General features: G+C 30.3%; 15 protein-coding genes and 1 pseudogene. All 16 read right to left on the reverse strand.

Features of this window, described 5'->3' with window-relative positions:
* Window positions 1-3: 3 nt before the first annotated feature.
* On the reverse strand, window positions 4-855 hold the full coding sequence (locus AC4KN9_RS05535) for a type II secretion system F family protein (protein ID WP_491017611.1): 852 nt from the start codon (window positions 853-855) through the stop codon (window positions 4-6).
* The gene (locus tag AC4KN9_RS05540; RefSeq protein ID WP_491017612.1) at window positions 856-1,557 is read right to left on the reverse strand and encodes a type II secretion system F family protein; all 702 of its coding nucleotides are present in this window, start codon (window positions 1,555-1,557) and stop codon (window positions 856-858) included.
* Window positions 1,550-2,737, reverse strand: a complete 1,188-nt coding sequence (locus tag AC4KN9_RS05545) for a TadA family conjugal transfer-associated ATPase (protein WP_491017613.1) — start codon at window positions 2,735-2,737, stop codon at window positions 1,550-1,552. Before AC4KN9_RS05545 ends, AC4KN9_RS05540 begins: the two co-directional genes overlap by 8 nt.
* A complete protein-coding gene (locus AC4KN9_RS05550; RefSeq protein WP_491017614.1) occupies window positions 2,734-3,564 on the reverse strand; it encodes a hypothetical protein in 831 nt (276 codons plus the stop codon). The genes AC4KN9_RS05545 and AC4KN9_RS05550 overlap by 4 nt, the downstream gene beginning before the upstream one ends.
* Window positions 3,565-3,825: 261 nt before the next feature.
* Complete coding sequence (locus AC4KN9_RS05555) at window positions 3,826-3,987, reverse strand: hypothetical protein (protein ID WP_491017615.1); 162 nt, start codon at window positions 3,985-3,987, stop codon at window positions 3,826-3,828.
* Between the two features lie 25 nt (window positions 3,988-4,012).
* The gene (locus AC4KN9_RS05560) at window positions 4,013-4,348 is read right to left on the reverse strand and encodes a hypothetical protein (RefSeq protein WP_491017616.1); all 336 of its coding nucleotides are present in this window, start codon (window positions 4,346-4,348) and stop codon (window positions 4,013-4,015) included.
* A gap of 193 nt (window positions 4,349-4,541) precedes the next feature.
* Complete coding sequence (locus tag AC4KN9_RS05565) at window positions 4,542-5,159, reverse strand: thymidine kinase (RefSeq protein WP_491017617.1); 618 nt, start codon at window positions 5,157-5,159, stop codon at window positions 4,542-4,544.
* Window positions 5,160-5,283: 124 nt separating this feature from the next.
* Window positions 5,284-6,477 (reverse strand): elongation factor Tu, encoded by a 1,194-nt coding sequence (tuf, locus tag AC4KN9_RS05570; RefSeq protein ID WP_491017618.1) that lies wholly within the window; start codon window positions 6,475-6,477, stop codon window positions 5,284-5,286.
* Between the two features lie 20 nt (window positions 6,478-6,497).
* Window positions 6,498-8,591, reverse strand: coding sequence for an elongation factor G (fusA, locus tag AC4KN9_RS05575; protein WP_491017619.1), 2,094 nt, complete (start codon window positions 8,589-8,591; stop codon window positions 6,498-6,500).
* A 21-nt stretch (window positions 8,592-8,612) separates the two neighbouring features.
* Window positions 8,613-9,083, reverse strand: a complete 471-nt coding sequence (gene rpsG, locus AC4KN9_RS05580; protein ID WP_491017620.1) for a 30S ribosomal protein S7 — start codon at window positions 9,081-9,083, stop codon at window positions 8,613-8,615.
* A gap of 120 nt (window positions 9,084-9,203) precedes the next feature.
* Window positions 9,204-9,611: a 30S ribosomal protein S12 gene (gene rpsL, locus AC4KN9_RS05585; protein ID WP_491017621.1), complete on the reverse strand. Its 408-nt coding sequence runs from the start codon at window positions 9,609-9,611 to the stop codon at window positions 9,204-9,206.
* A 132-nt stretch (window positions 9,612-9,743) separates the two neighbouring features.
* A pseudogene (rpoC, locus tag AC4KN9_RS05590) lies at window positions 9,744-13,293 on the reverse strand (DNA-directed RNA polymerase subunit beta').
* 38 nt (window positions 13,294-13,331) lie between these two features.
* Complete coding sequence (gene rpoB, locus AC4KN9_RS05595; protein ID WP_491017622.1) at window positions 13,332-16,976, reverse strand: DNA-directed RNA polymerase subunit beta; 3,645 nt, start codon at window positions 16,974-16,976, stop codon at window positions 13,332-13,334.
* 186 nt (window positions 16,977-17,162) lie between these two features.
* Complete coding sequence (locus AC4KN9_RS05600; protein ID WP_491017623.1) at window positions 17,163-17,816, reverse strand: metal-dependent transcriptional regulator; 654 nt, start codon at window positions 17,814-17,816, stop codon at window positions 17,163-17,165.
* Window positions 17,783-18,643, reverse strand: coding sequence for a metal ABC transporter permease (locus AC4KN9_RS05605; protein WP_491017624.1), 861 nt, complete (start codon window positions 18,641-18,643; stop codon window positions 17,783-17,785). Before AC4KN9_RS05605 ends, AC4KN9_RS05600 begins: the two co-directional genes overlap by 34 nt.
* The gene (locus AC4KN9_RS05610; protein ID WP_491017625.1) at window positions 18,643-19,500 is read right to left on the reverse strand and encodes a metal ABC transporter permease; all 858 of its coding nucleotides are present in this window, start codon (window positions 19,498-19,500) and stop codon (window positions 18,643-18,645) included. The genes AC4KN9_RS05605 and AC4KN9_RS05610 overlap by 1 nt, the downstream gene beginning before the upstream one ends.
* Window position 19,501 lies beyond the last annotated feature (1 nt).

The following is a 19,501-nucleotide window of genomic DNA, read 5'->3' on the forward strand; positions in this document are numbered from 1 at the left end:
CTCCTACGCTAGATTTAATAAAATTGGTAACATTACCATTATCATTATCCCCATAAAAATTAGTAAATTTGGAAATAATAGTTTTCTATTTGCTTCTTGTGTCTTTAAGATTGTTTGTGATTTTTTAAATTCATCACTTTCTTTTTTCATTAAACTCAATGTTTTCTCTATATCATCGCCTCCTTTTTTAATATTATTTATGATATTAGAAATAAATTTTCTAATTAAAATATCATCAGTATTCATTAAGATTGTATTATAAGCTTCTTCTTCACTCATACCATTTTGAACTAATTTTTTTACATTAGTCATTTTTTTCGCTACTTCACCAGTTGCATTTTCAGATATAAAGTCTATAGCAGTTCTAATCCTAATACCTGAATTTATAAGTAAGATTAGTCGTGTAATATAACTTGGCAAATCATTTTTAAACTTTTCCTTTTCTAATTTATAAAGATTAAATATACCTGAATCTAAAAATGAATTAAATAGAAAGATAAAAACTATTCCTATAATAAGAATAAAATAGTTCTGAATAAACGAAAATAAAATTAATATTATTAGTGTAAAATAGAATGTGTACATTAATTTTATAGAAATTAACTTTATTTCTTCATGATTTGATTTTTTTTGAAATAAATTTTTCATATAGATTTTAATTTTAGCTGAAATCATAAATGAAGATAGCTTATAATTTTCTTTAGAAATATAATAAAATGGTGCAAGAAATACTCTTAACATTTTATTTTTAATTAAACTTTCACAGTTTTTTATATTATATCTTTTTATATAGCTATATATTAAAAATATTAAAAAGATAAAACTTGATATTGCTAGGCTAATGTATTTTTCCATTTATATCTCCAAATTCACTATTTTATAACCTATATAAAAAGAAAATAAAAATATTATAAACACTGGTACTCTAACCATATAATCTGTAAAGTTTAAGACTTGAGTATTTGAAAAATTGACTAAAAATAAAATAATTACAGGTAATATCGTCATTATTAAAAACTCTCTTTTTGCATTGTTTACTAACGTTGCAATTTCAAGCTCTAAAGATATATTCTCAGTAAGCATATCTTTGCTTACATCTGTCATTTTTGAAATATCTAAGCCACTTTTAACCGCTATGATTATACTTTCCACAAATATATCTACTTCTTCTAAATCACATTTTTCCTTAAAATTTAACAACGAATCTATAATATTATTTCCATTATCAATATCTAGTATTAAATTATCTAGATACTTAACTATAAAAATTTTTTCATAAAATATATTTTTTATTTCTATTGAAGTATTTTTAAGAGAGTTATAAAAGTTGTTTCCTGCAATAATATTTGTATTAAAAATATCTAAAAATTCACGAAACATTAATCTTTTTGTTCTTAAATTATTTTTCATTAATATTTGAAATACAATTAAATATGCTTTAAGGCTAATTATTAAAGATAACAGTACTGCAAGAAATATATTCTTAAAAAATGTTAAGGAATATATAAAAAATATTATAAAAGAAATAAAATATGATATTGTTGTGTTTTTATTCATATCCACCTCTTTTTAATTTTTCTTTATTTTTAATATCTCCTACTTTAATTAATTCATCTTTATTAAAATCATATAAAAAAATAGTATTTATAATTGTTTCTCCATTTTCATCTTGAATAATTTCAGATATTTCAGTTACTCTTCTTTTATTATTACTAACTCTTTTTAAATGGATAATAAATTCTATAGCAGAATTAATCATCCTTTTTATTGCTTCTAATGGAATTTCACTACTAGACCTAAGAACCATTGTTTCAAGTCTAGAAATCATATCCTTTGTAGAATTTGCATGAGCAGTTGTTAAAGCTCCTTCATGACCGGTGTTCATTGCTTGTAGCATATCTAGAGTTTCATCAGCTCTAACTTCTCCAACAATAATCCTATCGGGTCTCATTCTTAAAGAGTTTTTTATCAAATCTTTAATATCAATCTCTCCTCTTTTTGAATTATTTGAATTTCTTGTTTCTAAACTAATTAAATTATTTTTATTATGTAATTGTAACTCTCGAGAATCCTCTATCGTTATAATTCTTTCATTAGATGGAATATATTCAGATAATGCATTTAAGAATGTTGTTTTTCCTGATGATGTTCCTCCTCCAATTATAATATTATATTTAGTTTTAATTAATGAAGATAATAATTTTGCTGCATCCTCACTTATGGTATTAAACTTTATTAATTGATTAATAGTTATTTTTTGTTCTGAAAATTTACGAATTGTAATACATGGATTATCTTTAGAAATTGGTGGGAGAACAATATTTACTCTAGAGCCATCATATAACATGGCGTCCACGATTGGTTTGGATTGATTTACTTCTCTACCAGCATCCCCAACAATTTTTTGAATTATTCTATCCAATTCTAATTCATCTCTAAATTTTATTTTGCTTTTAGTGATTTCCCCTAATTTTTCTATATATATTTCATCGTAGGCATTAATCATAATTTCATTAATATCGGAATCCGATAATAATTCTTCGATAATACCTAACCCTCTATATTCATTAAAAAACTTGTTGGATATATTTTCTATTTCTGTAATACTAATCTCTATATTATTTATGCTACAAAACCTTGATAATTCTCTTTTAATATACGTTTTAAATTGTTTGTCCTGCATAAGTATAATTTGATCGTTATCTATAAAATCCTTAAAAGACATTATGTCAATCATATAAAACCTACTAATTCTGTTAATTTAGTAATAGTTTTTATGTCATCATCCATTATGACTCTATACGAGTTATTTTCTTCTTGAACAAATATCTTTTTACTAGTAATTTTTTCATCACTGTTAATAATAGCCATTGTTTTATTTATTAATTTTTTGTCGTAAATTTTTGAATTGTAAAATATAATTTGATTGGAAACTGATAGAATATATAAATCTCTTTTTGATAAATTGAAACAAAAATCTATTACTATAAAATTAAATTCTGAAGATCCAATTTTATGTAAAATTTTTTGATAATTATTTTCTTTTAATATCTGTAATGGTAAATACGAGGAATTTAAATAGTGTAAATTCTCATGTGTGTTAAAATCTATTTTATCTTCGTCATGTAAAAATAATAATGATTCTAAACCTATTTCATTCTCATAAAATCCGTAGTTATGAAAATGATTGAAATTAACTAATAACGTACTTCCCTTTTTTATTAACTCTTTAGAAATATCTAATGCTCCCTGATTATTCGATAGATTTTGAGACATATTTGCAAAAACTATTATTTTCTTATCTTTTCTATTTTGCTCTAAACTATCTTCTATCAATTTATAAATATGTTCTATCCCTTTATATCTATGATTGTCGACAGCAAGATTAATATGCCATATATCTGATTTAATGTCTGAGTCCGTTAAAATTAAAGCTTCTTTCTGATTATCAGATTCTAACTCGTTAATTAAAAAACAATTGATATCTTTATATTTAGAATTTAGTGACTTGGCTAAAATATTGGCGTAATTTATGTCTTTCATATAAATAGCTATTTTTTTCATTTTCCCTCCTAACTGCTATTATAATATCATGAGATAAGATATAAAAACTATCAAACTTATTACATTTTAGAAATATTTAAAAAATAAAAAGCAACTATAAAATATAGTTGCATAAAAAATTAAAATGAAAGTTGTTCTCCACTTAATCTCTTTAATTCTTCTTCTTTTCTCATAAAATAACACTCTGCACACATTGACTCATATTCAACTTTTCGAACACCATCAATTGCTACCTGTTCCCCTTCAAATACAAATATTCCATCAATTTTTCTTCCATTTATTTGTTACTGCTGTTACAACATTAGACGCAAAGTTAGAAAAGAAATTATATACATCACTAGAGCCTCCCACTCCAGCGATATCCATTAATCTACTAACTAAACCATACCAACTAAAATTTCCATTAAAATAATCTAATAACATATCTACTCCTTAATATATTTTTTTTTTAATTTTTTTTAATTTTTTTTACAGGTCCAATCCAAAAAGATAATATTATTGCTATTACAGCATATAGAATCAAACCTAAATTACCCATAAATAATCCTAAAAATTTAAATAGTATATAAAATAAAACTAAAAATATTAATGAAACAAACAAAAAAATTTTATGCCTTTTTATAGTTTCATCCCAATCATATTTTTCCATATTAGATTGATATCCTCTTGCAATTTGAAAATATTTTGGAAATTTATTTTTAGGAATTATTAAATAATATAAATTTGATAATAAAAAAAATATTATTCCAACAATATAAATTTGATTTATGCTTTGATTACTCAACGCCTCCTCCTTTTTTTACTTTATAGTTATATATTTACCATATATATAGTAACATTTTCAATTCTATTTGTACATAATTTATTAATATTTATTTATTTTTATTGACTTTAAATAGATTAATTAATATTATTACGGTGATATTATTTGTAAAGAGGTAATAAAAAGCAACTATAAAATATAGTTGCATAAAAAATTAAAATGAAAGTTGTTCTCCACTTAATCTCTTTAATTCTTCTTCTTTTCTCATAAAATAACACTCTGCACACATTGACTCATATTCAACTTTTTGAACACCATCAATTGCTACCTGTTCCCCTTCAAATACAAATATTCCATCAATTTTTCTTCCATTGAATATAGCTTTTTTCCCACATCTGCATATTGTCTTTGATTCTTCTATTGAATGAGCAATTAGTAATAGTCTTTCTGCACCTTCAAATCCATTATTCATAAAGTCTGTCCTCAATCCATAACAAATTACTGGGATATTTTTTTTTACAACAATTTGCATTAATTGATCTATCTGATTTGAACTAAAAAATTGAACTTCATCAACCAAAATACAATCTATTTTTTCACCTTTACTAATATCATTAAATTTTTCAAATAGGTTATCTCCCTTATGTGCAATATAATCTACTTTTCTTGTTACGCCAAGTCTAGATACCAACATATCAGCACCTTTTGAGTCAATGAGCGGCTTTAATAATCTGACCTTCATTCCTCTCTCTTCATAGTTGTGAGCCACTTGCATCAATGCAGTTGATTTTCCTGAATTCATCGCTCCATATCTAAAATATAATTTCGCCATACCATACTCCATTTACTATACTTATTCTAATTATAAAATATATTAGAAATAATTTCATTATTTTTCCAATAAAAAAGGGCATCATTAGATGCCCTTTAATACTAAATTCTTTTGTATATTAAAATTATTCGATAATTTTTGATACAACACCTGAAGCTACTGTTCTACCACCTTCTCTAACCGCAAATCTTAAACCTTCTTCGATAGCGATTGGTGAGATTAATGTGATTGTAAATGTAGCGTTGTCTCCTGGCATAACCATTTCAACACCTTCAGCTAATTGAATATCACCAGTTACGTCTGTTGTTCTTAAGAAAAACTGTGGTCTATATCCTGAGAAGAATGGAGTATGTCTACCACCTTCTTCTTTAGTTAGTACATAAACTTCACCCTCAAATTTTGTATGTGGGTTAATTGTTCCTGGTTTAGCTAAAACTTGTCCTCTTTCGATATCATCTCTTGTAACACCTCTTAAAAGTGCACCAATGTTATCTCCAGCTTCTGCTAATTCTAATTGTTTTCTAAACATTTCAACACCAGTTACAACTACTGTTGAAGGTTTTTCAGTTAATCCAACGATTTCTACGTTATCACCAACTTTAACAACACCTCTTTCTACTCTACCTGTAGCTACTGTACCTCTACCTGTGATTGAGAATACGTCTTCTACTGGCATGATGAATGGTTTTTCAGTATCTCTTTCTGGAGTTTCGATCCATGCGTCTACTTCTTCCATTAATTTAACGATTTTATCTCCCCATTCTCCGTCTGGTTCTTGTAATGCTTTTAATCCTGAACCCACAACGAATGGTGTGTTATCACCATCAAAATCATATTCTGATAACATTTCTCTAACTTCCATTTCAACTAATTCAATTAATTCTGGATCATCAACTTGGTCTTCTTTGTTTAAGAATACAACTAATCTTGGAACACCAACTTGTCTTGCTAAAAGAATATGCTCTCTTGTTTGAGGCATAGGACCGTCAGCTGCAGATACGATTAAGATACCACCGTCCATTTGAGCTGCACCTGTTATCATGTTTTTAACGTAGTCAGCGTGACCTGGACAGTCAACGTGAGCGTAGTGTCTATTTTCTGTTTCATACTCAACGTGAGATGTGTTGATGGTTATCCCTCTAGCTCTTTCTTCAGGAGCTTTATCGATGTTTGCATAATCAGTGAATGAACCTGTACCAAATCTTTTATTTAGTACCAATGTGATAGCTGCTGTTGTTGTTGTTTTACCATGGTCAACGTGACCAATTGTACCGATATTTACGTGTGGTTTGTCTTTGACAAATTTTTCTTTAGCCATTTTTTCCTCCTAAATTTTTATTATGACTTTCTACCTTCCATTACTTTTTCTTTAATACTATTTGGAACTTGTTCATAGTGATCGAACTGCATTGAGTATGTCGCACGACCCTGTGTACTTGAACGTAGAGATGTTGCGTATCCAAACATTTCTGATAACGGAATAAATGCATCAACAATTTGAACACCTTCTCTAGTTCTCATTCCATCAACTCTACCTCTTCTTGAAGAAATATCACCCATAACATCACCTAGATATTCTTCTGGAGTAACAACTTCAACTTTTTCAATTGGTTCTAACAATGCTGGACCAGCTTTTTCTACTGCTGCTCTTAATCCCATTGAACCAGCGATTTGGAACGCCATTTCAGATGAGTCAACATCGTGGTATGAACCATCAAATAGAGTTACAACTAAATCTAATATTGGATATCCTGCTAATACCCCAGATTCACAAGCTTCTCTAACACCTTTTTCTACTGATCCGATGTATTCTCTAGGAACAACACCACCAACAATAGCGTCGATGAATTCGATACCTTTACCTGGTTCATTAGGTTTAACTCTTAACTTAACATGACCATATTGTCCACGACCACCAGATTGACGTACAAACTTACCATCTGCTTCAGCTTCTCTTGTGATTGATTCTCTATATGATACTTGTGGATTACCTACATTAGCTTCTACTTTAAATTCTCTTAACAATCTATCTACGATAATTTCTAGGTGTAATTCCCCCATACCTGCGATAATTGTTTGTCCTGTTTCAGTATTTGTAAATGTCTTAAATGTTGGATCTTCTTCAGCTAATTTACTTAAAGCAATACCCATTTTTTCTTGAGATGCTTTTGTTTTAGGTTCGATAGCTACAGATATAACTGGTTCTGGGAATTCCATGTTTTCTAAGATAATTGGATTATCTGCATCACATAATGTATCACCAGTTGTTGTATTTTTTAGTCCGATTGCTGCACCAATATTACCTGCAGAAATAGATTCTAGTTCTGTTCTTTGGTTTGAGTGCATTTCTAGAATACGTCCTAATCTCTCTCTACTATTCTTTGTTGAATTGAATACGTATGAACCTGAGTCAATTTCACCAGAGTAAACTCTGAAATAAGTTAATTTACCAACAAATGGATCAGATACAACCTTAAACGCTAAAGATGAAAATGGTTCATCAACACTTGGGTGTCTTTCATCTGCTACTTCTTCTTCATCTTCTGTTTTCTTAGGCTTTATACCTTTAATTGAAGGTACATCAGATGGTGATGGTAAATAATAAACCATAGCATCGATTAGTGATTGAACACCTCTCTTTTTATATGCTGAACCACATAAAACAGGGTAAATCGCTCTTTCGATTGTAGCTTTTCTTACCGCTGCTCTTAGTTCTTCGATTTCGATTTCTTCTTCTTCTAAGAATTTCATCATGATATCTTCATCTGTATCTGAAATTGCTTCAATCAATTTATTTCTGTATTCTTTTGCTTTATCTAAATATTCTACTGGAATTTCTACAGTTTTTGCTGATACTCCTGTATCATCATCTTCATCATACACAACTGCATCAAATTCAATCAAGTCTATAATTCCGCTGAATGTATCAGCATTTCCAATTGGAATTTGAATTGGTGTTGCATTTGCTTTTAATTTTTCTGAAATTGTATCTACTGACATAAAGAAGTCAGCTCCTGTAGCATCCATTTTGTTGATGTAACATATTCTTGGTACACCGTATTTATCAGCTTGTCTCCAAACTGTTTCTGATTGTGGTTCTACACCACTTTTAGCATCAAATAATGCTACTAATCCATCAAGTACTCTTAATGATCTTTCTACTTCAACTGTAAAGTCAACGTGTCCCGGTGTATCAATGATGTTAATTTTGTGATCTTTCCAGTATGCTGTTGTTGCAGCTGAAGCGATTGTGATACCTCTTTCCTGTTCTTGAGCCATGGAGTCCATAACTGCTGTACCTTCATGAGTATCACCCATTTTATGAATTTTACCTGTGTAGAATAATATACGCTCTGTTACTGTTGTTTTTCCAGCATCAATATGCGCCATTATCCCCACATTTCTGATTTTTTCTAAACTAATATCTGGCACTTTATACTCCTTGATACTTTATTAATATCTGAAATGTGCAAAAGCTCTATTAGCTTCAGCCATTCTGTGCATTTCTTCTTTTTTCTTTACACTTGATCCAGTATTATTAGCAGCATCTAATATTTCTTTACCTAATCTATCTTTCATAGTTTTTTCCCCTCTATTTCTAGAGTATGTTACTAACCATCTTAAAGCTAAAGTTTGTCTTCTTACTGGTCTAACTTCCATAGGAACTTGATATGTCGCTCCACCAATTCTTCTTGCTTTAACCTCTAGTAAAGGCATAATGTTATTCATTGCTTTTTGAAAAACTTCTAGAGCATCTTCTCCTGTAGTTTCAGCAATATTTTCAAATGCTCCATAAACTATTCTTTGAGCTACACCTTTTTTACCATCAAGCATAACATTGTTTATTAACTTAGTTACCACTTTATCTCCATATAATGGATTTGGTAATACATCCCTCTTTGGGACACTATTTTTTCTTGGCACTTTTCTTCCCTCCTTACCATAAAATAATTCATTGGTACTCGATTATATTTCAAATCGATTAGTGCTTGCTGATATATAAATCTAAACAAAAGCACTATTTAATTTATTTTTGTGCTATGATTACGCCTTCTTAGCACCGTACTTAGATCTAGCTTGTTTTCTACCAGAAACACCAGATGTATCTAAAGCACCTCTAACTATATGATATCTAACACCAGGTAAGTCCTTTACTCTACCACCTCTTATAAGTACCACTGAGTGTTCTTGTAAGTTATGTCCGATACCAGGTATATAGGATAATACTTCAGCGCCATTTGTAAGTCTTACTCTGGCAACCTTACGTAAAGCTGAGTTAGGTTTCTTAGGTGTTACAGTTCTAACTGATGTACATACACCTCTCTTTTGCGGAGAATTTACTTTTGTATTTTTCTTTAAAAGAGTGTTGTAATTGTAACCTAATGCTGGAGTGTTAGACTTTTTCTTTGAACTTTGTCTATTATTCCTAATAAGTTGGTTAATTGTAGGCATTTTTGCACCTCCTTTTTCTTAAATTTATATATCAACATTTTTGGGTTTTTACCCAATGGTTGTCTATTGTAAACAGTAGACAACCCATTGACTAATCTATTCTATCACTACTAAATTTACATGTCAAGCAAACTAACTTTCATCAGCCACTTTTTCATTATTTTTTTCTCTTTTTTCAACTTGAACACCTGAGTATCTATCAATACCTGTACCAGCTGGGATTAATTTACCAATAATAATATTTTCTTTCAATCCGATTAAATGATCTTTCTTAGCTTTGATTGATGCATCAGTTAAAACTCTTGTTGTTTCTTGGAATGATGCAGCTGATAAGAATGAGTCTGAAGCAATACTTGCTTTTGTAATACCTAGTAATACATTTTCAAATTCCGCTTCTTTTTTACCTTCTTGTCTAGCTTTAGCATTTTCTTTTTCAACGGTTCTTCTATTTTGCATTGTACCAATCAATAAGTTTGTATCTCCAGATTCAAGTATATTAACTTTTTGTAGCATTTGTTTAATTATAATTTCGATATGTTTATCGTCAATATCTACACCTTGAAGTCTATATACTTTTTGGATTTCTTTAATAATATAGTCTTGTACAGCTTGTGTACCCAATAGCTCTAGGTATTCGTGTGGATTAATTGAACCCTCAGTAATTTTTTCACCTTTTTCAATATATTCACCATCTACTATAGATTTTCTTACATCCACATGGAATGGTAGCAAGTATTTTGTTGTTTCTTCATCATTTTTAATAAATACATTTATTCTTTCTTCTGAATCATCAATTTGTAATATACCTGAACTTCTTGCAATAATAGCTTGTCCTTTTGGTCTTCTCGCTTCAAATAATTCCTCAACCCTTGGTAAACCTTGAGTTAATTCTCCACCTCCGGCAACCCCACCTGTATGGAAGGTACGCATTGTAAGCTGTGTACCTGGCTCACCGATTGATTGAGCTGCTATAATACCTACCGCTTCACCAATATTAGTTTCTTTACCTGTAGCTAAGTTTCTACCATAACACTTAGCGCACACTCCATGTTCAGCCTTACATTCAAGAGCCGATTCTTATTTTCACTTCTTTAATTTGATGAGTTTTTGTTTTTCCATTAAATTCTTCAGTAACGTGCTCTTGAGTAATCTCTTCTGCCATTTCTTCAGTAATTATTTCATTTTTATGAACAATGATTTTTCCTGTAACTGGATTTAAAATATCTTCAAATGAAGTTCTACCGATAATTCTTAATTTAAGATTCTCGATAACTTCTCTACCTTCCATAATATCTTTAACTACAATATATGAATCAGTTCCACAGTCATCTTCTCTAATAATTACATCTTGAGAAACATCTACTAATCTTCTTGTTAAATAACCAGAGTCAGCAGTTCTTAAGGCTGTATCTGAAAGTCCTTTTCTTGACCCATGAGTTGATATAAAGAATTCTTGAACAGAAAGTCCTTCACGGAAATTTGCTTTAACTGGAATTTCGATAGTTCTACCTGTTGTAGATGCCATCAACCCACGCATACCCCCTAATTGTCTAATCTGTCTTACAGAACCTCTAGCACCAGAATTTGCCATTATAGCAATTGAATTTGTTTTCTCTAAATTTTCCATTAATGCTTTTGTAACTTCTTCTGTTGCATCTTCCCAAGTCTTGATTACTTGATTATATCTTTCTTCCTCGGTGTACATACCCATATTTGTGTATTCTTCTATTTCTACAATCTTTTCATCTGCAGCATCTATAATTGCTTTTTTAGAATCTGGAATTACAACATCTGACATACCAATTGAAATAGAAGCTTTTGTTGAATACTTAAATCCTGTCGCTTTTATATAGTCAAGTAGTCTAGCAGTTCTTATATTTCCATATTTATGAAATGCCTTATCGATAATTTTTGATAAAATTTTACTATCAACTAAAGTATTAACTTCTAATGAATATGGATCTTTCTTTCTATCTACTAAACCTAAATCTTGAGGTATTTGGCTATTAAATATAAATCTACCAACAGTCGATCTAACGACTTTCCCTCTATCTTCTTCGTTTAGTTTTATTTTAACACCTACTCTGGAATGTAAATGAATAATATCATTTTCTAAGGCTTTTATCATTTCGTTATAATCACTGAAAATATAATCTGTATCTTCTGCTGTCATTTCCGAAGTTAAAAAGTATGATCCTAAAACCATGTCCTGTGTAGGAGTCGTAATCGGTTTACCATCTTTTGGTGCTAAAATATTATTTGTACTCATCATTAAAAGTCTAGCTTCTGCCTGTGCCTCTAGTGACAGTGGTACATGGACCGCCATTTGGTCACCATCAAAGTCGGCATTATACGCTGTACATACTAATGGATGAAGTTTTATAGCTTTTCCTTCAACTAAAACTGGTTCAAATGCTTGAATACCTAATCTGTGAAGTGTAGGAGCTCTATTTAAAAGAACTGTATGATCTTTAATTACTTCTTCTAATGCACCCCATACTACTTGATCTTTTTTCTCAATTTGTTTCTTAGCTGATCTAATATTTTTAGCTTCATCATTTGAAACAAGTCTTTCCATAATAAATGGCTTAAATAATTCTAATGCCATATCTTTTGGCAAACCACATTGGTAGAATTCTAATTCAGGTCCTACTACAATTACAGAACGACCAGAATAATCAACTCTTTTTCCAAGTAAATTTTGTCTAAATCTACCAGATTTACCTTTAAGCATATCCGATAAAGATTTTAGCGGTCTATTGGAAGCTCCTGTTACAGGTTTCCCTCTTCTACCATTATCAATCAGCGCATCAACAGATTCCTGTAACATTCTTTTTTCATTTCTTACAATAATGTCAGGTGCACTAATTTCTAATAATCTCTTTAATCTATTATTTCTATTAATTACTCTTCTATATAAATCGTTTAGATCTGATGTAGCAAATCTTCCACCTTCTAACTGAACCATTGGTCTTAAGTCTGGTGGTATTACGGGAATAACATGCAAACACATCCATTCAGGTTTATTCTTTGACTGCATAAAAGATTCAACAACTTCAAGCCTTCTATATGTTTTAACCCTTCTTTGTCCGCTATATTTATCTAGATCCTCACTTAATTGTTTGTGTAATTCTTCTAAGTCTAAGTTTTGTAGTAAAGTTTCGATAGCCTCAGCTCCCATACCAGCCTTAAACTCATCTCCATATTCTAAATATAGTTTATTATATTCTGACTCTGTCAATTCTTGTCCATACGTTACTTGATCACAAGTACCTGGATCTGTAACTATATAGTTTGCAAAATAAAGGATTTTTTCCAATTTCTTTGGAGTAATATCAAGTAGTAATCCCATTCTTGATGGTATACCCTTAAAGTACCAAATATGGGAAACTGGTGTAGCTAATTCAATATGTCCCATTCTTTCTCTACGAACTTTTGCCTTTGTTACTTCTACGCCACATTTTTCACAAACTACACCCTTATATCTAATTCTTTTATATTTACCACAGGCACATTCGTAATCCTTAGAAGGTCCAAATATTTTTTGGCAAAATAGACCTTCTTTTTCAGGTTTCAATGTTCTATAGTTAATAGTTTCAGGTTTTTTAACTTCCCCTCTTGACCATAATCTCATCATTTCTGATGAAGCTAGGCCAATTTGCATTGCGTCAAAAGTTGTCATTAATAAATGCTCCTTTCTTTGACTTTGTTAATATTGGACTAGTTAATAAATGATTTTTCTGAACTTTTTTCTTTTTCGTCATCAACCATTCTTTCAACTTGACGATAGTCATCATTTTCATCAACATTTTCAGCTAATATAAATTCTTGACCGTCTTTATCTAGTAATTTTACATTTAGCGCTAATGCTTGTAGTTCTTTCGTAAGAACCTTAAATGATTCTGGTGTTCCTGGATCAGGAATATTTTCACCTTTTACAATAGCTTCATAAGTCTTAACTCTACCATTAATATCATCAGATTTTACTGTCATCATCTCTTGTAATGTATGTGCCGCACCATATGCTTCTAAGGCCCATACTTCCATTTCACCAAATCTTTGTCCACCAAATTGAGCTTTACCACCGAGCGGTTGTTGTGTAACTAATGAATATGGCCCAGTTGATCTTGCATGAATTTTTTCATCAACTAAATGATGAAGTTTTAACATATACATGTAACCAACTGTTACTGGGTTAACAAAATTTTCCCCAGTTCTACCATCTCTCAATTGAATTTTACCACTCTTACTATATCCAGCTTTTTCTAATGTATATTCGATATCTTTGTCAGACGCACCATCAAATACAGGTGTAGCTACGTGCCAACCAAGTTTTTTAGCTGCCATACCCAAATGCACTTCAAGTACCTGTCCAATGTTCATACGTGATGGTACCCCTAGTGGATTCAACACAATTTGAACCGGATCACCATTTGGTAAAAATGGCATATCTTCTACTGGAAGAATTCTTGAAACAACACCCTTATTACCGTGACGACCGCACATCTTATCCCCAACAGAAATTTTTCTCTTTGTTGCTATATATACTCTAATTACTTTATTGATTCCAGGTGCTAATTCATCACCTTCTTCTCTAGAATATTTTTTAATATCTACAACAACACCAGATTCACCATGAGGAACTCTCAACGAAGTATCTCTAACTTCTCTAGCTTTTTCACCAAATATAGCTCTTAAAAGTCTTTCTTCTGGTGATAAATCAGTTTCACCCTTAGGCGTAACTTTACCAACCAATATATCTCCTGATTGTACCTCTGCACCGATTCTTATAATACCTTCATCGTCAAGGTCTTTTCTCATATCTTCGCCAATACTTGGTATATCTCTTGTAATATCCTCTGGTCCTAACTTGGTTTCTCTAGCTTCTGCAGAATGTTCTTCTATATGAACAGATGTTAATACATCATCAATTACTAGCTTTTCATTCAATAACATAGCATCTTCGTAGTTATATCCTTCCCATGTCATAAATGCAATAAGGATATTTTTACCAAGTGCTAATTCACCTAAATCTGTAGATGGACCATCCGCTAAAATGTCTCCTTTTTCTACATGCTCACCAGTTTTTACAATTGGCCTTTGATTAATTGTAGTCCCTTGGTTCGCTCTCTTAAATTTAAGAACCGTATAGATATCTTCTTTACCAAATTCGTCTGGCGTATCTTTAGTAATTACAATTTTCTCATCACCAACATATTTAACTGTTCCAGAATTTTTAGCAACAATTACAACGCCTGAATCTTTCGCTGTTCTATGCTCGATACCTGTTGCAATAATTGGTGCTTCTGATTTTAATAACGGAACTGCTTGTCTCTGCATGTTCGCCCCCATCAAGGCACGAGTAGCATCGTCATTTTCTAAAAATGGGATCAGTGAAGCTCCTACTGATACTATTTGTTGAGGAGAAACGTCCATATAGTCAATTTCTTCTCTTTCATACAAATCGTTAACAGCATTTATCCCTCTTGATGAAATACGTTCATTTATAAATATATTATCTTCATCTAAAGGTTCATTTGCTTGAGCAATAATGTAGATGTCTTCTTCATCCGCAGTTAAGTATTCTATGGTTTCTGTTACTTTACCGGTTCCTTTTATCACCTTTCTATATGGCGTTTCAATAAATCCATACTCATTGATTCTTCCATAAGTAGTCAATGAAGTTATAAGTCCGATATTTGGACCTTCTGGAGTTTCAATCGGACAAACTCTACCATAGTGTGAGGTATGAACGTCTCTAACCTCATAACCTGCTCTATCTCTAGATAAACCACCAGGTCCTAATGCTGACAATCTTCTTTTATGAGTTAACTCTGAAATAGGATTTGTTTGATCCATAAATTGTGATAATTGTGAAGAACCAAAAAATTCTTTTATCGCTGCAGCAACTGGTCTATTGTTTATTAATGAATGTGGTGCCAACATATCTTGATCAGAAGTGGTCATTCTTTCCTTAATAACTCTTTCCATTCTAGATAATCCAATTCTGAATTGATTTTGTAATAATTCACCAACTGATCTTACTCTTCTATTACCTAAATGATCAATATCATCAATTTTACCCACACCATCATATAGATTTAATTGATATGAGAATGATGCTACTAAATCTTCTAATGTAACAGTATTTGAAGAAAGTATATCTTTAGAATTTTCAATTAGTTTTACTTTTTCTTTATCCGTCATTTCATCTGTGAATGAATCAATTATTCTAACCATTTCAGGATAAAATACTTTTTCAGATAATCTAATATGTGAAAGGTCTAAGTCCTTAATTTCTTCAAACACGTTTATATCCACATAATGATTACCAACAACTCTAATCACATTTTCACTATCTTCTTCTAATTTAATATCTACGGTATTAATCCCTGCATTTTCAATTTCTATCGCTTTATCTAGAGTTATAAAATCACCTTTATTTAAGAAGATTTCACCGTATTCATCAATTATATCTTGGGCTGCATACTTTTCTCTAATTCTATTTCTTATAGCTAATTTCTTATTAAATGTATATCTACCAGCTTTTGATAAATCATATCTCTTTGTATCAAAAAATAAATTGTTTAAAAGGGATGTAGCCGCTTCTACTGAAGCTGGATCACCAGGTTTTAATTTTTTATAAATTTCAATCAAAGCCTCTTCTCTATCTCTTGAAATCTCTTTTTCTAAAGTTTCATTTAATACTGCTGAATCACCAAAAGCTTCCTTTATTTCTTCATCGGTCTCAAATACTAATGCTCTCATAAATGTTGTAGCTGGTATCCTTCTTGTTCTGTCAATTCTTATTGTTAAAGCACCATAAGCATCTGTATCGTATTCAATCCAAGCCCCTCTATTTGGAATTACCGTAGATGCAATTGTAGTTTTCCCATTTTTATCAAAATCTTCACTATAGTATACGCCTGGAGATCTAACTAATTGTGATACTACAACCCTTTCAGCACCATTAATTATAAAAGTACCATTTTCAGTCATCAATGGAAAATCATCCATTATAAGAACGTCTTTTTCAATAATTTCTTTAGGTTTTCCATCTTCTAATATAATAAGACGGGTATTAGCCTGCATTTTTTTAGAATAAGTAACGTCTCTTTCTTTTGATTCCTGTTCTGAATATTTTGGTTTATCATCAAAATAGTAATCCAAGAACTGCAAGTGGATATTTCCTGAATGGTCAACAATTGGAGAAATATCTTCAAATACCTCTTTTATACCTTGTCTTAAAAACCATTCGTAGCTGCTTTTTTGAATATCTAATAAATTAGGTAATTCTAGCGACTCTGGAATTCTAGAAAAACTTTCTCTTTCTCTTTTACCATACAATTGTGTATGATTGTTCATAAATACCACCTTTCATTGTGTGAATTTAGCGGATATCGACCGTTTATTTAGTAATAATTTTTATAAATAGCTAGAAAATTAGCATACTAACCCATTATCAACTATTTATTTAGTATTCAGTAAATATAACAAAAATAAGCGAAAAAGTCAACTCTTCTTCGCTTGTTTTTAAAATTTTTGTAATATTTAGTTTTTATTTATTTCTTTTAAGTAAATTTCTGTTGTAGCCTTTGGTGATATTTTTTTTTCATTTTCACCAATTTTTATTAAAGCTGCATTATCAAATTTATCAAAATCAACCAATTGTAATTTGTTACCTATTTTTATACCTATTTCTTCACAATAATCTAACACCGCTCTCTGATCAGTAATTCTTCTTACGATGTAATGATTACCAGGATTCGCATCTAACATCTTAACAAGTTCACTATTAGTCTCTTCGTTATTAATGTATATTATCGATCCATGAGGACAATAATCCGGATATCCTAAAAACTCATTTAATTTCTCAAATAAATCATCTGAAGTTATTGATTGAAATTTTTGAGCGTGTTCATGAACATCTTTCCAATTATATTTCAAGGTTTCAGTTAAAAAATATTCCCATAGTCTATGCTTTGAAAGAACTTCCTTTGCTTTTTTTTTACCTTTTTCCGTCAATGATATATCTCTTGTATTTTCTATATACCCATCTTTTTTTAGTTTCTTAAGCATTTCAGTTACACTTGGAGGTGATAATTCTAATTTTTCACTAAGCATTTTATTGCTTACTTTATCGTTATCTCTTCTAAGTCTAAAAATATTTACTAAGTATTCTTCCCTTTGATTGTTAACAGACATATTTTCCCCTTATTTTTATTTATGATTAACATAATTGTAAACATTAATGCATTTATCGTTGCCGCCATACCTGATATTGAAACATTTAATTTTATTGATAATATATAAGCAATCGTGCAGTTTACAATCGAAAACATAGCTGTAAATAATAATGTTTGTTTCAGTGATTTGGCAAATAAAAGTGCTGTTGCCGATGGTGCTATAAAAAATGATATTACAAGTATCGCACCTACACTATTAAATGATACTACAGCTGTCAATGACGACAAACTCATCAACATATAAAATAGTAATGTTACTTTTACTCCTATTAATTTTGCATATTCTTCATTAAATGTAGAAATTTTTAGATTTCTAAAATTGAATAAAATAAAACCTACTACTATTATAGTGGTAATTAAACTTTGAAGTAAAGTTTTTGATATTGTTATACCAAATATTTTTATCGTATCTAAGCTTGCGAATAAAACTTCTCCAAGCAATACTACATCCATATCTAAATGTACATTTCTAAAATATCGACTTATTATTATAACTGCAATTGAAAAAAGTACTGGAAATACCACACCAATTGCATCATTATATTTTATAAGTTTTGAGTTACCTAAACTTTCAATTAAATATACTGTAATAAAACCCATTATTGTTGCTCCAAGAACTAGAATGGGTGATGATAAATCTTGTACTATAAAATAAGTAAGAACTATTCCTAAAAGTACGGTATGGCTTATAGCATCTGTAAGCATCGATAATCTTCTTAAAATCAAGAATACACCTAGAAACCCACAGGATATAGATGTTAGTATTAAAACTGATAGTATATCCATTATCTACCTCCCGATCTTATAATGCCATTTTTACCAAATATCAATGATATTAAAAATATTATTCCTGAAACTAATATAATAACTGGTCCTGTTGAAAATCCCTTATACATGGTAGAAAGGTAACTTCCTAGTAAAGCAGATATTGCAGAAAATATCGAACCTATTATAAGTGTATTTATATATTTATTACTCCATATTCTGGCACTTACACATGGCATAATCAAAAATGATGAAATTAATATTACCCCGACAGCTTTTATCCCTACACCAATTGTTAGTATTGTCATAAAAAGTACAAGATAATCTAGTACATTGACTGGTACACCTGTAAGTATTGCAAATTCTCTATCAAAGAGATATACCTTAAACTCCTTAAAAAAATAAATAATTATTGAAGAACAAATCACCGCACATACAGATATAAGTATCACGTCAAACTGTAATAAATATGCTGCCTGTCCAAAAATATAATTATCTAATCCAGCCTGTGAAGCTCCAATAAAGTTTTCATTTCCTTGAATATATGATTTTAACACAAGACCCAATCCAAAGAAACCAGATAAATATATTGCCATATTTGCATCAAGACCAATCTTAGAATTTTTTTTAGCGTAATCTATCAAAAAATATGAGATTGAAGCTGTTGACATAGCTCCTAATAATAAAACAATGGGATTTCTTGTTGCAAAAAGCATATAAGCTATTATTACACCAGCAAGTGTGGAATGTCCCATAGCATCACCTATTAAAGACTGCCCTTTGTACAAATTTATACTTCCTACTAATGAAGAAGTTATAGCAAGTATTACAGTTCCAAGGGCAACAATTTGAAATGAATATGATTCTAAAATTTCCACA

This window comes from Helcococcus sp. SA-HE-C1, from assembly GCF_985670335.1.